The following is a 15,383-nucleotide window of genomic DNA, read 5'->3' as shown; positions in this document are numbered from 1 at the left end:
GCGACTTCGTCAGTGTGGTCACTCGGCCTGGACGCGCAGCCCGTGCCAGCGCGCCAACCGGCCTCCCCGGCCTATCTCGGTCAGCCTCTCGACAACGTACCGCCGTTGCCCCTGGGGGACGACGATGAGCAGCTCGTCACCTTGCTCCAGCTTGGTCTCCGCGCGCGGAGCAAAGGACCGGTCGCCACGGATGATGAGCGAGACGACGCAGTTACGCGGCAGCCGCAGCTCGCGGACCGTCACCCCGGACAGCCTCGACCCCTCGGGAACGTCAGCCTGCAGGAGGTCGGCAGCGATCTCGTCAAGGGGCGCAACCTCGATCGTCACGTCCTTGGCCATCTGCGGATCGACGACGCCGAGGAGCTTCGCCGCGCCCGGCAAGGTCGGGCCCTGGATACAGGTGAAGACGACGACGAGCACCAGGATGACGTCGAAGAACTTGTCGGCGCGCTCCATGTGGGACGCCATCGGGATCGTCGCCAAAATGATCGGCACAGCCCCGCGCAGGCCGGCCCAGGACAGGAAGAACCGCTCGTTGCGGCGGAACCCGAACCATGTCGTACAGGCAAGGACTGCCAAGGGGCGCGCGACAAAGGTCAACAGCAGGCCGGCAGCAACACCGGAGCCAACGGAGGCCCAGGTGAGACGGTCGGGATTGGCCAGCAGACCGAGCATGACGAACAAGCCGATCTGACAGATCCAGCCGATGCCCTCGGAGAAGGATCGGGTGGTGTGCTGATAGGGCAGGTCGCCATTGCCAATCATGACGGAGGCGACGTAGACCGCGGCGAATCCGGACACGCCGATCCACACACCGACACCGTAGGCGGTCACGGCCCATGCCATCGCAGCGATGGCGTAGAGGTTTCCGGATGGCAGGTTGATGCGTCGCCCGATCCTGACGGCCACCCACCCGACGCCCAGACCGACGCAGATACCACCGATGAGCTCAAGGGCAATGGATCCAAGAAGAGGGAGTACGCCGATCGTCGACTCCCCGGTTGCGACCCCGGTCAGTGCGATGACGACGAGGACGGTCGGGGCGTCGTTGAGGCCCGACTCAGCCTCGAGCACGGATCTGAGACGATTGGGCAGGGAGACCCCTCGAAGCACAGAGAACACGGCAGCAGAGTCAGTCGGGGCGGTGGCCGCGCCGAGAAGGGCTGCAACGCTCCAGTGCAGGCCGAGCGCGTAGTGGCCCAGCAGAGCCATGACGCCGAAGGAGACGCCTATCCCGGCGGTCGCCAGCAAGGCCGCTGAGCCCAGGGCCGGTCGGATGTCTTTCCAGTTGGTCGATAATCCGCCATCGGCAAGGATGAGCACGAGGGCAGCGAAACCGATGGCGTGTGCGGCACCTAGGTCGTTGAAGTCAATGCCGAAACCGATGGGGCCGAGCAACATACCGACCAAGAGGAACAGCAACAGAGCAGGCAGTCCCAGACGAGTGCCGATCCGGGCCGCGAAGGCGGCCATCAACACGACGACGGCGCCGATGAACAGGGCGAGGTCAGAGGGTTGCACGAGGTCATTATTCCAGCAGGACGACGTCCGTCATGGATCTGGACACCATGGGGAACGCCGTCTCGCGAGAAGCGGACATCAGAAGGGTCCGTTGAAGGTCGTGAACTCCGGAGGGTACTGCTCCGGTGGTGGGTTGCTCCCGAAGCCGACCGGGGCGGTCTCTCTTTCGGACTATGCCCCAACCCGCTAAACACAAGGTCCCGGGAACCTCTCAGCTCCCGGGACCTTCTCGGCGGTGACGGAGGGATTTGAACCCTCGGTAGCTCTCGCTACACCCGCTTTCGAGGCGGGCACTTTCGGCCGCTCAGACACGTCACCATGAACAACGGTAGCGAATCCATCACCTCTGGCCAAAATTCGGGTGTCAGGGACACGACGATCAGGTGTCAGAGTGTGTCAGGGGCGGCTGTCCTCGTCCTCACTGCTGACCTCAGCCTCCTCGGCCGTCTCGACCGCCGGGTCCACCTTCGTGTTCTTCTTGTCGAATCTCTTGGCGACCACGAGTGCCAGCCCGATGTAGAACACCAACAACCCAGCCATGATGAAGGACATTTGGTAGATCGTCCCGACCATCGAGAGGTCGCTGAGGTTCAGGTAAGTCAGCGGCACGACCGCGTAGATGATCGCGAAGACCAAGGCGATCCCGTTGTTGCGGGTCACGATGAACATGTTCGAGATCGGCGACGTGACGAAGTTGACGTACAGCCACGGCACCAGAGCCACCGCAATGTCAGCCGACTGCTGGAACTTCGCGCCCAACAGCCACGGCAACACCGGCGGGATGAGCACATACAGCAACCCGAAAGGCACAATGCCGATGAGGAACGACCTCACCACCGACTTCTTGACGGTCTGGTAGAACTTCCCGGCGTCGGAGACCGACAGCTTCTGGAAGAACACCTGGGACAGTGCTTGGTTGATGACCGACGCCGGCATCTGCATCAACGTCCAGGCGATGTTGAATCGACCGTAGCCAGCCGTCGAGAACTTCACCATGATGATCATGTTGACGCCCTGCTGCCGGATGGCGTCGACAATGGCGTTCGGAGCCGTCAGCAGAGGGAGCTGCCGATACTTGCGCATCACCGCACGCATCGGCATGTCGGATTCCTCGATGGCGCGCAGGTCAGGACCCAAACGGCGTCGAAAGTTGTTGAGCGCCAAGCACTTGCCCAGGAAGGTCGCGACGACCTGACCGAAGGCGGCGGCATTGATGGCACACGAGGTGATACGTCCGACCGCCGTCGTCGACTGGCACCACAGCGCGTTGGTGCCGATGATGCCGAACTGTTTGCGTCGGTTCGCCCAGTAATTGACGACGTTGACCTGGGTGTAGGCGAAGACGATCGGGCCGACCGCCAACAACCACCACCGGGCCTGCGGCTTGCCGAGCAGCCCACTGAGGAATCCGCCCAGGGGAATCATCGACAGCATCGCCAACGTCGAGACGACTGCGTTGATCCGCGTCGCCAACCGGAGCACCCGTTTGGCCTCGGAGTTGTCCCGCGGCAGCACGATGGCCATTTCGTAGCGCAAGGCTGCGGCAGGGATGACGAACTGGGAGACGGCCATGATGGCGCCATAAATACCCCAGTCAGACGGGTCAATGTGGTGGGTGACGTAGAGGGTGGCCAGGGCAGCAATCAACTGAGCCAGGCCAGTCCCACTCATGACCTTCGTCACCGAGGCGAGAAACTCATGGCGCTGGATGTAGGCGTGAGCGCGTGGGAAGCGCACTCGATTCTCCTCGGTCGCCGCGGTATTTCCGGAAGGCGTCTGCTCCCCGGATTCCGACGGCGTCGATTCCGTTGGGGTGTTGGTCACCCATCCACGGTACAGGCCCGATGACCGCCGAAGAATTCGCGCAGCAGGGCGGACGACTCGTCGGCCATGACACCGGAGACCACTTCGGGACGGTGCGGAAGCCTCGGATCGCGCATGACGTCGAAGAGGGAACTGACGGCTCCGGCCTTGGGATCGAAGGCTCCGAACACCACCTTCGGGATCCGCGCGGCGACGATCGTCCCGGCGCACATGGTGCACGGTTCCACGGTGACGACGAGGGTGCAGTCATCCAGACGCCACCCGTCCCTGACCTCCGCAGCACGGCGGATGACGAGCACCTCGGCGTGAGCGGTCGGGTCACCGGTGAGCTCGCGCTCATTGCCCGCCTCGGAGAGGACCTCGCCGTCAGGGCCGAGAATCACCGCACCAATGGGGACGTCACCCCACTGCGCAGCACGACGTGCCACGACGAGAGCCTGGGCCATGGCCTGACGCCAACCCGGCATCGGGCCAGCCACGGATCAGCGCACCGAGGTGTTGGCGGCCCGCTCGAACTGCGGTCCGAAGTGAACCCGGGCGGCGATGTCGGCCAGGATCTCGTCGGAGTCCTCGTCGGCCTCGGCGAAGGCCTCCATGTCGAACTCACCCACTCCGGCGTCGGCAAGCATGTCGCCATCGCCCATCGTCTCGGGGTCGTCGTCGGGGTCAGGAATGTCCTCGCCCAGGAAGTCAGCGACGTCGCGAGCGATCGGCCAGTCATTGGCCTGGGTGGAGTCGGACAGGAAGACCTGCACGTTGCGACCGCGAACCCGGACGATGACATAGAACTGGTGGTCGATCGAGACCATGCCGACGGCTCCTGCGTCGCCAGGGAGACGGCGCAGCTGGGTGATGAGCTCGTCGAGATCGTTGGCGAGCATCGGCTCCATGGGGACCGCGGTCCGCTCGCCATCATCGTTGTAGAGAGCTACGACGAAGTCGATCTCGTCCTCGCCGGCGTCCTCGAGATCATCGTCGTCATAGTCATCGTCATCATCGTCGTCGTAGTCGTCCTCGTCATCGGGCAACTCGTCGTACTCATCGAGATTGTCGTAGTCATCGACGTCATCGTCGGGAACAAACTCGTCATCGCTGAACCGGGACATGACGACCTCCTTGGGGGCGAACGTCTCCATCGTTGCAGACATCTGGCCGCGGAAACAGTCGCAGGGCCGATTTGAGCGCGAACTTCTCGACGGAAGGAGGAGTCGAGGCAGTGTGGACGGTGCTGTACCTGCCGTTATCGGCGAAATTCGCCGAGTATTGGCCGAATCAGGCCATGGCAACGTCACCACCCCTACCGACAGGCTCCCCGACAGCAGCTACTTCCGTACACCGGCGCCGCACATCCCCCACCCATTCACTCCTCGGCCCCCGAATCTGGTGGCCGAGTGCCGCCAGTTACTCGTCATGTGCGAAGGTTGGTTTCGTGGAACTCAATGTCATGGATCATCCCCTCGTCTCCCACAAGCTGACCCTGCTGCGCTCAGTGGACACCCCCAGCCCAGTGTTCCGTCAGCTCGTCGAGGAGCTCGTCACCCTCATGGCTTACGAGGGCACCCGCGAGGTGCGCATCGAGCCGACCACCGTCACCACCCCGCTCACCACCACCGAGGGTGTCGCCCTGGCCCGCCCCAAGCCGCTCGTCGTCCCGATCCTGCGCGCTGGCCTGGGGATGCTCGAGGGCATGATGCGCCTCGTCCCGTCGGCCGAGGTCGGCTTCGTCGGCATGGCCCGTGACGAGGAGACCCTCCAGCCGATGACCTACGCCGAGCGTCTTCCCAAGGACCTCTCCGGCCGTCAGTGCTACGTCCTCGACCCGATGCTGGCCACCGGCGGTTCCCTGGGCGGCACCGTCGAGTTCTTGGTTCGCCGCGGCGCCGACCACATCACCTGTCTGTGCATCCTGGCCGCTCCAGAGGGCATCGAGAACTTCCGCAAGCTCGTCAGCGATCTCGAAGTCCCCTGCCACCTCGTCGTGGCCGGCGTCGACGACCACCTCGACGAGCACGGATACATCGTCCCCGGCCTCGGTGACGCCGGCGACCGTCTGTACGGCCTGGCCGAATGACGCAACTGCGCCCCGAAGACCTGCGCGGTCTGGCGACCCTGCTGGGTTCCCCCGAACCCAGCAGGGGCGTCCCGCCGTGTTGGCACTGGGTCCTCCTCCTTGACCCGGTCGACCCCGCCAGCCTCGACGAGGACGGGTACACCATCGGCTCCCCGATCACCCCGAAACCGGGTATGACGAGGATGTTCGCCGGCGGTCGGGTGCGCACCACGACCCCGTTGGCCCTCAACCGCGAGACCACTCGCACCACTGAGGTCGCCTCGGTCACCGACAAGCAGGGGCGTCGCGGCCCTCTTCACTTCGTGACGATGAGATCCACCTGGGCACAGGACGGCCAGGACTGCCTGGTCGACGAGCAGGAATACGTCTTCCTGCCAACCCAGTCCTCCGATCCCTCACCCGCGGGTGCCGGGCAGACCGACGGCGACGGGTTCCTGGCCACCGAGCCTCTGTTGGTGACCTTCTCGGCCCTGACGGCCAACCCCTACCGCATTCACTGGGACCGCGACTTCTGCCGTCACAACGGTCACGATGGACTGGTCGTCCACGGACCGCTGCAGGCCCTCCTCATGGCGCAAGCCTTCCCAGGCGAGACCTACGTCGGGAAGGAGTTCTCCTACCGCTTCCGCGCCTCCGTGACCGCCCCGACCCGACTGACGGTCGGCATCGAGGACGGCGAGGCACAAGTCCGTCGCCCCGACGGTACGGTCACCGCGACAGCAACCCTCGAGGAGTTCTGACCCAGGCGCCCCGTTCGGACTTCCTGGGCCGCAGTCTCACGAGGCAGGGAGCGAACTCAGTTCGCCAGTCCCTCGACGACCTCAGCTCCTGGCAGGGACACCAGGTCAGCACCACTGACGATGAGCTTTGAGCTGCGCAATCCCGATCCGATGCACACGGCCTGGGCCTCGGCGACGCGCGGGTCAATCCAGATCGGCCACTCAGCGGGCAGGCCCACTGGGGTGATCCCGCCGTATTCCATTCCGGACATGCTGACGGCCTCGTCTATGGGCGCGAAGGACGCCTTGCGGGCGTCGAGCTTCTTGCGCACCACCTTGTTGACGTCAACCCTCGTCGTTGCGAGGGCCAGACAGGCGACGTACTTCTCGACGTCACCGCGTTTGCCCTTGACGATGACGCAGTTGCCACACGTTTCGGGACCCTCACCGAAGGCCTCACACAAGGCGTCGGTGTCGGCGATCTCGGGGTCAATGCTGAAGACGACTGCCGACGACAACTCGGCGGCTCGACCGGCGACCGTCGCGGCCAGCAGCTCGGGGTGATCGGCAGCGGGCAGGTGTTCAACGGAGTCGTACATGCGACCCACCGTAGTCACCGTCGATCACACGCCGGGACTGTCTCTCACACCGCGGACGGATACCGTTGACCGTGGTTGTTTCGACGACGAGGAGAACGATGACCGACGATACGAAGGAAGCGACCGGCGAATCCCGCCCGAATGCCAACGATCCGATCCCCACCGATTACGCCGACCGCGCCAAGGGCATGGGCGCCTCGGTCATCGACGGTGGTGCCGCGTTCCGAGTGTGGGCCCCGCACGCCGAGGCCGTCGCCGTCACCGGAACCTTCGACGACTGGGCAGCCCAGCCCAGGGGAGACAAGGACGACGCCGATAAGGTTCGCTCGACCAAGTTCCAGCTCGTCAGCGAGAACAACGGCTACTGGTACGGCCAGGCCGCCGGTGCCACGGTGGGCGACGAGTACCGTTTCGTCATCATCAACGGCGACCAGGTGATCTCCCGCATCGACCCTTACGCCCGCCACGTGACGAGCTCGGTCGGCAACGGCATCATCACCGATCCCGACGCCTATGACTGGGAGGGTGACGACTTCACTCCCCCGACCTTGAACGAGCTCGTCATCTACGAGATGCACGTCGGAACCTTCTTCGACAAGGACCCTGACGACGACAAGCCCGCCGACCTGGGCGACGTCGAGGACAAGATCGACCACCTCGTCCACCTGGGCGTCAACGCCGTCGAGCTGATGCCTCTCATGGAGTTCGCCGGGGATTATTCGTGGGGTTATAACCCGGCCCACATCTTCGCCGTCGAGAGCGCCTATGGCGGCCCGGAGAAGTTGCGCGACCTCGTCAAAACCTGCCACAAGCACGGCCTGGCGGTCATCATCGACGTCGTCTACAACCACTTCGGCCCCTCGGACCTCGACCTGTGGCAGTTCGACGGCTGGAGTGAGAACGACAAGGGCGGCATCTACTTCTACAACGACTGGAAGTCCTCGACGCCGTGGGGCGACACCCGCCCCGATTACGGCCGCGGCGAGGTCCGCGAGTTCATTCGCGACAACGCCATGATGTGGCTGGAGGAGTTCCACGCCGACGGCCTGCGCTACGACATGACCCCGTACATGCGCAGCGTCGATGCCGGTGAGATGAACATCCCCGACGGCTGGAGCCTCACCCACTGGATCAACACCGAGATCCGCGAGAAGTTCCCGCGCGCCATCACCATCGCCGAGGACCTGCACGGTGAGCCCAAGGTCGTCTCGACCGAGGACGACGGTGCCGCCTTCCACGCCCAGTGGGACAACCATTTCGTCCACCCGATCCGCGCTGCCGTCGTCGCCGCCTCCGACGAGGCCCGCGACATGGACGCCGTGCGCGATGCCGTCGAGTTCTCCTACGGTGACGCCTTCTCCCGCGTCATCTACACCGAGTCCCACGACGAGGTCGCCAACGGTTCGGCCCGCGTCCCCCAGGAGGTCGACGACGACGATCCGACCGGCTACTACGCCCAGAAGCGCTCCACCCTGGGAGCGGCCCTGGTACTCACCTCGCCGGGTCTGCCGATGATCTTCCAGGGCCAGGAGCTTCTGGAGGGCGAATGGTTCCGCGACACCGTCCCGCTGCATTGGGATCAGGGCGCTCAGTTCAAGGGCATCTTCCGGATGTACCGCGATCTCGTCAGTCTGCGTCTCAACGAGGAGGGCCACACCCAGGGCCTCACCGGCCAACACGTCGAAACCTTGCACCTGCACCCGGACAACCACGTCTACGCCTTCCATCGCTGGGCTGACGGTGGCCCGCACGACGACGTCGTGGTGGCGGTGAACCTCGATTCCAAGGCCTGGGGTGAGTACACCATCGGGATGCCGGCCGCCGGCCGCTGGGTGACCAGGTTCAATTCCGATGCGAAGGTGTACTCGGATGCCTTCGCCGGGGTCGACGTTCCCGAGTGGTTTGTCGCAGCCGAGGATGATTACGACGGCCACCCGGCCTCCGCGACCCTTGTTCTGCCGCCTTACAGTGCGGTCATCTTGTCGCGCGCCTGAGGTCGCCGACGTACCGACACGTGTGACGAGAACAGCGCCACCGGAGCGGGGGAAGTCAGGACGATTTCCCCCGCTCCTCTCACATCCGAACTTCCTTCTCTGTTCGACTTGCAGTTGAGACCATGAGGTCCATACTTTCTGGAGTGAGTCGCAGACATGGACGGCACGCGGTGGCCAAGGCCACCCAGCCGATCACTGATCCTGAACCGATCCGAGCCATGAAGCCGGGGCTGGCCCTGGCTGCGTTGGGAATCGTCTTTGGTGACATCGGAACCTCGGTGCTCTACTCCCTTCAAACGATGTTCTCGATGGAGAACCATGCCGTTCGACCCACCCACGGTGACGTCATGGGGATCATCTCGATGATCTTCTGGTCGATCCTGCTGGTGGTGTGCGTCAAGTACGTCATCTTCGTGATGCGTGCTGACAACGACGGTGAGGGCGGTATCCTCGCGCTGATGGCCTTGGTGCGTCGTCTCATGGCCAGCCGCAAGGGCACTGGCATGACGGCAATGTTGCTCGGCATCATCGGCGCCGGCCTGTTCTACGGAGATTCCCTCATCACCCCAGCGATCTCGGTGATGAGCTCGGTGGAAGGCATCACGGTGGCCAATCCGGGCGCCGAGATGATCGTTCTGCCCGCCTCGGTCGTCATCCTGACGATCCTGTTCATCGTGCAGAGACGAGGGACGGCAGTCATCGGCAAGGCCTTCGGGCCGGTGATGGGTATCTGGTTCCTCACCCTGGCGGCCCTGGGCATCCCGTGGATCATCAGCAAGCCCTTCATCATCACGGCCCTGTCCCCGCATTGGGCGATCCTCTTCGCCGTCGAGCGACCCGGAATGGCCTTCATCGCGATGGGCGCTGTCGTCCTGACGATCACGGGTGCCGAGGCCCTCTACGCCGACATGGGTCACGTCGGCGCCCCGTCGATCCGACTGACTTGGTTCGCCGTCGTGCTGCCGTGTCTGCTCATCAACTACCTGGGGCAGGGAGCGATGATCCTCGAGCATCCCGACTGGATCGACAATCCCTTCTTCCGGCTGGCACCCGGCTGGGCGACGATCCCGCTCGTCGTCATTGCCACGATGGCCACCGTCATCGCCTCCCAGGCCGTCATCTCCGGCGCCTTCTCGATGAGCTCAGAGGCGACCCGTCTGGGACTGTTGCCACGTCTGAGCGTGCGTCACACCTCGAAGTCCGAGGGCGGCCAGATCTACATCCCGGAGATCAACTGGATCCTCTTCGTCGGCGTGCTGGCGCTCATCCTCATCTTCCAGACCTCGACGAAGCTGGCCACCGCCTATGGCCTGGCCGTCACCGGCACCTTCTTGCTGACGACGAGCCTGTTCCTGGTGCTGGCCCACCGGGCGTGGCACTGGCCCATGTGGGCTCTCATCCTCTTCGGTGTCATCGTCGGTGGCGTCGAGCTGTCGATCTTCGCCGCCAACCTGCTGAAGATCGCGTCCGGCGGCTGGATTCCGCTACTCTTCGCGGCCATCATCATCGCCATCATGACGACCTGGCGACGCGGTACCGCCTACATCGCCAAACAGCGGCAGAACGACGAGGGTCCGCTGGACGACTTCCTCGACTGGGTCCATGAGACGGAGCCGACCCGCGTGCCCGGACTGGCGATCTACCCGCATCCGGGACGAGCGACGACCCCGTTGGCCATGCTGAACAACCTCAAGTTCAATCATGTGCTCCACGAGCACAATGTCATCATCTCGATGGTGGTGGAGAACGTCCCACACGTGCGTCACGTCAATCGCATCGAGAAGGTCGATCTCGGCAGGCCGACCGACGGCATCGTCTACATCGCCTGTCACGTCGGATTCGCCGACTCCCAGGACGTCCCGAAAGCACTGGCCCTGGCGGCAGACAAGTACCCGGTGCTCAAGGAGCACCTTGACGACGCGATCTATTATCTGTCGCTGGTCGACGTGAAGCGCTCCGAGCCGAAGCAGGGGGCGAAGATGACCGCCTGGCGCAAGGTGCTCTACGTGGGTCTAGCACGCAACCAGGCCGACCGGACGCGAGTGTTCCGCATTCCGCGCACCCGTGCAGTGGTCATGGGTGAGGCCGTCGATCTGTGACGATCCGGCGGCGCTGACGACGGTGTGATTCCCGGGGCTCGAGGGCCTCGGGAATCACACCGTCGTGGGGGCGATGAGTTCCAGGAACCGCGCCGCGAAGGCCTTCTCGGCGGTGACAACGTCCTCGTCGCGACGCACCGCCTCGGCAGCTGCGATGGCCTCTGACCAGGGGAGACGCTGTTTCCACTCCTTCTCGGTGTGGCCGATGGTCCAGCCGTCGAAAATCTCCGGGGTGCATTCCGGGTGGAACTGGACTCCCCAGACGCGTTCGGCGAATCGGACCGCCTCGACCTGTCCGGAAGGATCGCGGGCAAGCAGCACGGCGTCCTCGGGCAGGACGACGGCGACGTCATTGTTGAAGTGGATGCCACGGTGGCCGGAGTAGACCGACAGCAACGGGTCCTTCTCCCCGTCCGGGGTGAGGTGCACCTCAGTCGGTCCGAGGCAGAGATGGTCTGAGGTGCACACCCGGCCTCCCAGGGCGACGGTGGCGAGCTGGTGGCCCAGGCAGACACCCAAGAAGGGGATGCCCGCGTGGACGGTGCGCACGATGAGTTCTCGGGTGGGCGCGAGCCAGGGAGCCTGGACGTCATCCTGGCAGCCCATGGATCCGCCCAGCACCACGAGGGCGTTGGCGTCAACGGTGGGTGGCACCGGGTGGTCCCAGGCATTGACCTCGACGACGTCTGCGCCGGCGTCGCGCCAGAGCTGTCCGAGCCTGCCGGGGTTGCAGGAGGACTCGTGGACGATGACCAGGATCCGTGTCATGACGGAAAGACTACGGATTTTCTGTCACCGTCGTGTGTCAGAGCTGTTGCGAACCGTGTGCGGATCGTGACGTGTCGGAGGAGTCCCCGGTTCTGGCGCGTTGGTGTTGAAGTCAGTCCTCCGCCAGGACCCGCTGGGCTGTTGCCGGGTCATTGGTGATGACGGCGTCGACGTCGAGGGCCCGGGCAGCACGCAGGTGGTCGGGAGTGTCCAGAGTCCAGGTGCGCACCGTGAGGCCGGCGTCGTGGAACGTCGGGACGTCATCGCGGTCGGCGAGGAGATGGGCTCCTGGATGGACGGCCTGGACGTCGAGGTGGCGGGCGTAGTCCCAGGGATCGACGATGTCGTCGGCGTAGAGGATGGCGCGTTCGACCCGGTTGTGGGTGCGCTCGGCGACTTCGGCCATGCAGCGGTGGTTGAACGAGGAGATGACGATGCGGTCGGCCATGTGGTGGGCGTCGATGGCACGGGCGACGGCCTCGATGAGGCTCGGGTAGCGCTCGACGCTGTTCTTGAGCTCGATGTTGAGGCCGAGGGTGGTGTGGGCGAGCAGGTCAAGGACCTCGTCGAGGAGGGGGACCTGGGCGCGTGGATGGTCGGTGTGGGCGGCCGCGTTGAGGGAACGGACCTGGTCAAGGGCCATGGAGACGATTGGGCCGTGTCCGTCGGTGGTGCGATCGACGGTTTCGTCATGACAGACGACGACGTGGCCGTCGCTGGTGAGTTGGACGTCGAGTTCAATGCCGTCGGCGTCGAGGTCGATGGCGTTCTGAAAGGCGGGAAGGGTGTTTTCCGGGAACTGCATGCTGGAGCCGCGGTGGGCCCACACGGTGGTCATGAGGTCATGATGCCACGGGCATTGACCGGCGTGCCTGCGCCAGTACGCTGGATGGCATGGTCATGACCGGTATCGTGTTCACCATTCTGTGCATCCTGGCTGTCGCTGTCCCACTCGCACTGTTCATCCTCGCCCTGCTGTCAATCCTCAGCTCGGACATGCTGACGGGAGCCGGGAAGCTGATCTGGATCGTGGTGTGCTTCTGCTTCCCGATCATCGGGCCGATCGTGTGGTTCATCGCCGGGAAGAACATGGCGTTGAGCTGAGTTCCCAACCAGGGAACATGGTGCACACGTCGTGCCAACGGACGTCCGTAGAGCATTGATCCTGCGTCTTTGCCACACTCCTCCAAGAACCACGAAACCCCGCCACGAGGGCAGGGTTTCGATCTTGCGCGCCCGGAGGGATTCGAACCCCCAACCTTCTGATCCGTAGTCAGATGCTCTATCCGTTGAGCCACGGGCGCTTAGCGCTGCGCGCGTTGCTAAACGTTACAACGCTCGATCCTGCAATGCAAACTTGAGGACCTCCAACCCCGTCCAACCCGCTTGAGCAGCGGATCTGAGAGCCATCGGCACCCGAGCCGCCGTCTGGCGCCCCAATGGACACCTGGCGGTAGCACTCCAGGAAAGCACCGCGCCCGGCACCCTCCAAAAAGGAGTCACCGGGCATCCGCGGAGGTGGCGGGATTTGAACCCGCGATGGGATTACCTCCCAAACCCGCTTAGCAGGCGGGCGCCATAGACCTGACTAGGCGACACCTCCAAGTGCCGTGTCAGCCTACCGTCTCAACCCCCATCCCTCCAATTCCGGCCCCCTTTCGCATCCGCGTCAACACCACGGCGGCTCAGACAAGAACAGCCGCTCGCGGCTGTCTCCCCGCGTGTCGCGATTTGCAGACCCTTGGCCAGCCGGTCCCACGTCCCATTGGTGCCAGCGGTTACGATGGGGTCCGCCCCATCGACATTTGCGGAAAGGCACGAGCATGGCTGACGAGTCACACGGCGCCAACTCGCCGTCTCCACGTCACGCCGCCAGACCGGACTGGATGGACGACCCGGAGGCCAACGAGGACACCCATGTCCTGCGTCGCGCGGACCTCGAGGCCGCAGCGCGAGGACCCGTGTCCTCCCCCCGTCCACGTCGCTCAGCCACCGAGCCACCCATCACCGCCCCGCAGCCGCCCAGCGAGCCACGACCATGTCCCACCCCGGCCCGTCGTGCCGCGTCGTCATCACCGGCAAGCAGAGGTCGGCACACCCCGTCGCGGTGGAACGAGGAGGCCAGACTCAATCACGCCTTCCGCACCTGTCTGGGATGGACCGTTCTCGGAGCGATCGTTCCGGGCCTTACCCTGTCTCGCAGTCGCACCCCACGTCGCCGGGTCGCGGGACTGACGGTCACCGGCTTCCTCCTCATCGCGCTAACCATCGCCGTCTTCTTCATCCTGACCAACCCGACGGTCGCAGCAACCGTCGTCGTACGTCCGAAGCTGCTGACCGCGCTGACCTGGGGCCTGCCGATCCTGGCCATCGTCCTGGTCGCTCTGCTCACCTTCTCCCACCTGGACCTCCGCCCCCGCGGTATCACCCAGGGCCAGCGATGGCTCTCGACCGTCCTCGTCACCGCGTTGTGTACCATCATCGCGACCCCCTTGGCCGTCGCCGGGCGCTATGCCTACGACGAGGCACACATGCTCGGTCGGATCTTCACCGACCAGCGCTCCGGCACTCGTCCCTCCATCGACTACAACCAGGACGTCAAGGCCATTTGGGCCTCCAAACCACGGGTCAACGTTCTGCTCGTCGGAGCTGACGACACCAAGGCGCGCAACTACAGCGCCGATAATTCCATGAACACCGACACGATCATGGTGGCGTCGATCAACACCTCCAACGGTGACACCTCCATCTTCCAGATCCCCCGCAACACCGCGAAGATGCCCTTCCCGGCTGATTCGCCACTCCACCAGGACTTCCCTGATGGTTTTGTCGGGAAGGACGGCGACGGCAGCAACCCCGACTACATGGCCAACGAGATTTGGTCGACGGTGTCGGCCCACCACGTCGATCGCATGGGCGAGACCGACTACCCCGGAGCTGACGCCCTCAAGCTGGCCACCGGTGAGGCTCTCGGCCTCAAGATCGACTACTTCGTCATGCTCGACATCGACGGCCTTCAGAAGCTCATTGACGCCCTTGGCGGCGTGACCGTCAACGTCAACGAGCGTCTGCCCATCGCTGGCAACACCGAGGGCAAGAAGCCCGACGGCTACCTCAAAGTTGGCCCTGACCAGCACCTCGACGGTTACCACGCCATGTGGTACGCCCGGTCACGGTCGGAGAGCACCGACTACGACCGCATGGGACGTCAGTCCTGCCTCATGAAGGCTGTTCTCGACCAGGCCAGCCCGCAAACCGTCCTGACGCGCTTCGAGTCGATTGCTGACGCCTCCGGTCAGATGGTCGTCTCCGACATCCCGCAGGGCATGCTGCCGGCCTTCGTCGACCTGGCCATCAACATGCGTGACGCCAACATCAACCGCATCGTCTTCACCAATGGCAAGCACGGGTTCGTCTCGGCCAATCCGGATTACGACCTCGTCCGCAAGCAGGTGGATGCCGCCATCCATGGCGTCTCGGAGACTAGGAACAAGAACAAGCCGGTGACGGGAGCCTCGGCAGCCAAGCCCAGCAAGACGGCCACGCCGAAACCGACCCGGAGCGCGTCGAAGAAGTCGTCGCACAGCGCCACCCCAAGTTCCTCGCCGACCAGCCACGACGTCTCGCAGTCGGTGACTGACGCCTGCGCCTACAACCCTCAGGAACCCTGACGAGCGGCGCTTGGGAAGGGATCTCCCTGGGTTGCACCTCGCTGGCTGCCCCCGTGCAGGCGGGTGAGCCGGCTAGAGCCCCGCAGGCGGGTGACCTGAGCGGGTGAGGCCCGCCGT

The 15,383-nt window shown here is 64.5% G+C and carries 13 protein-coding genes and 3 tRNA genes; 6 read left to right on the top strand and 10 right to left on the bottom strand.

The window, feature by feature from the left end:
* Positions 1–18 precede the first annotated feature (18 nt).
* From PALO_RS11425 to PALO_RS11405, 5 genes are all read right to left on the bottom strand, one after another.
* Positions 19–1,521, bottom strand: a complete 1,503-nt coding sequence (locus PALO_RS11425; RefSeq protein ID WP_015583669.1) for a potassium/proton antiporter — start codon at positions 1,519–1,521, stop codon at positions 19–21.
* Between the two features lie 233 nt (positions 1,522–1,754).
* Positions 1,755–1,839 (bottom strand) — tRNA-Ser (locus PALO_RS11420).
* A 78-nt stretch (positions 1,840–1,917) separates the two neighbouring features.
* Complete coding sequence (locus PALO_RS11415) at positions 1,918–3,345, bottom strand: lipopolysaccharide biosynthesis protein (RefSeq protein ID WP_041710174.1); 1,428 nt, start codon at positions 3,343–3,345, stop codon at positions 1,918–1,920.
* Entirely contained in the window at positions 3,342–3,791 is a 450-nt protein-coding gene (locus PALO_RS11410; protein WP_187290361.1) for a nucleoside deaminase, read from the bottom strand. The genes PALO_RS11415 and PALO_RS11410 overlap by 4 nt, the downstream gene beginning before the upstream one ends.
* Before the next feature lie 36 nt (positions 3,792–3,827).
* The gene (locus PALO_RS11405) at positions 3,828–4,451 is read right to left on the bottom strand and encodes a tRNA adenosine deaminase-associated protein (protein ID WP_041710344.1); all 624 of its coding nucleotides are present in this window, start codon (positions 4,449–4,451) and stop codon (positions 3,828–3,830) included.
* A gap of 338 nt (positions 4,452–4,789) precedes the next feature.
* Here PALO_RS11405 and upp point away from each other — a divergent pair, with 338 nt between their 5' ends.
* Entirely contained in the window at positions 4,790–5,416 is a 627-nt protein-coding gene (gene upp, locus PALO_RS11400; RefSeq protein ID WP_080634327.1) for a uracil phosphoribosyltransferase, read from the top strand.
* Positions 5,413–6,156, top strand: coding sequence for an HTD2 family dehydratase (locus PALO_RS11395; protein ID WP_015583664.1), 744 nt, complete (start codon positions 5,413–5,415; stop codon positions 6,154–6,156). The genes upp and PALO_RS11395 overlap by 4 nt, the downstream gene beginning before the upstream one ends.
* Positions 6,157–6,212: 56 nt before the next feature.
* Here the strand turns inward: PALO_RS11395 and PALO_RS11390 are convergent, their stop codons facing one another.
* Entirely contained in the window at positions 6,213–6,734 is a 522-nt protein-coding gene (locus PALO_RS11390) for a YbaK/EbsC family protein (protein WP_015583663.1), read from the bottom strand.
* 98 nt (positions 6,735–6,832) lie between these two features.
* On the opposite strand from PALO_RS11390, the gene PALO_RS11385 reads away from it, so the two are divergent.
* Positions 6,833–8,728 carry an alpha-amylase family glycosyl hydrolase gene (locus tag PALO_RS11385; RefSeq protein WP_015583662.1) on the top strand — a complete coding sequence of 632 codons (1,896 nt, stop codon included), beginning with the start codon at positions 6,833–6,835 and terminating at the stop codon, positions 8,726–8,728.
* A 218-nt stretch (positions 8,729–8,946) separates the two neighbouring features.
* Positions 8,947–10,827: a potassium transporter Kup gene (locus tag PALO_RS11380; RefSeq protein ID WP_041710342.1), complete on the top strand. Its 1,881-nt coding sequence runs from the start codon at positions 8,947–8,949 to the stop codon at positions 10,825–10,827.
* 54 nt (positions 10,828–10,881) lie between these two features.
* Here the strand turns inward: PALO_RS11380 and PALO_RS11375 are convergent, their stop codons facing one another.
* Positions 10,882–11,595 (bottom strand): type 1 glutamine amidotransferase, encoded by a 714-nt coding sequence (locus PALO_RS11375; RefSeq protein WP_015583660.1) that lies wholly within the window; start codon positions 11,593–11,595, stop codon positions 10,882–10,884.
* Positions 11,596–11,707: 112 nt separating this feature from the next.
* Positions 11,708–12,433, bottom strand: a complete 726-nt coding sequence (locus PALO_RS11370; RefSeq protein WP_015583659.1) for a glycerophosphodiester phosphodiesterase — start codon at positions 12,431–12,433, stop codon at positions 11,708–11,710.
* A gap of 56 nt (positions 12,434–12,489) precedes the next feature.
* Here PALO_RS11370 and PALO_RS11365 point away from each other — a divergent pair, with 56 nt between their 5' ends.
* A complete protein-coding gene (locus tag PALO_RS11365; protein WP_004809707.1) occupies positions 12,490–12,699 on the top strand; it encodes a PLDc N-terminal domain-containing protein in 210 nt (69 codons plus the stop codon).
* 127 nt (positions 12,700–12,826) lie between these two features.
* Here the strand turns inward: PALO_RS11365 and PALO_RS11360 are convergent.
* Positions 12,827–12,899: transfer RNA gene (locus tag PALO_RS11360), tRNA-Arg, on the bottom strand.
* 209 nt (positions 12,900–13,108) lie between these two features.
* Positions 13,109–13,198 (bottom strand) — tRNA-Ser (locus PALO_RS11355).
* A 220-nt stretch (positions 13,199–13,418) separates the two neighbouring features.
* Between PALO_RS11355 and PALO_RS11350 the strand changes: the two genes are divergently transcribed.
* Positions 13,419–15,266, top strand: coding sequence for an LCP family glycopolymer transferase (locus PALO_RS11350; RefSeq protein ID WP_015583658.1), 1,848 nt, complete (start codon positions 13,419–13,421; stop codon positions 15,264–15,266).
* Positions 15,267–15,383: the final 117 nt, after the last annotated feature.

The organism is Cutibacterium avidum 44067, from assembly GCF_000367205.1.
GTDB lineage: Bacteria > Actinomycetota > Actinomycetes > Propionibacteriales > Propionibacteriaceae > Cutibacterium > Cutibacterium avidum.
The sequence above is the reverse complement of the archived record's forward strand: the minus strand, read 5'-3'. Positions and strand labels throughout refer to the sequence as shown.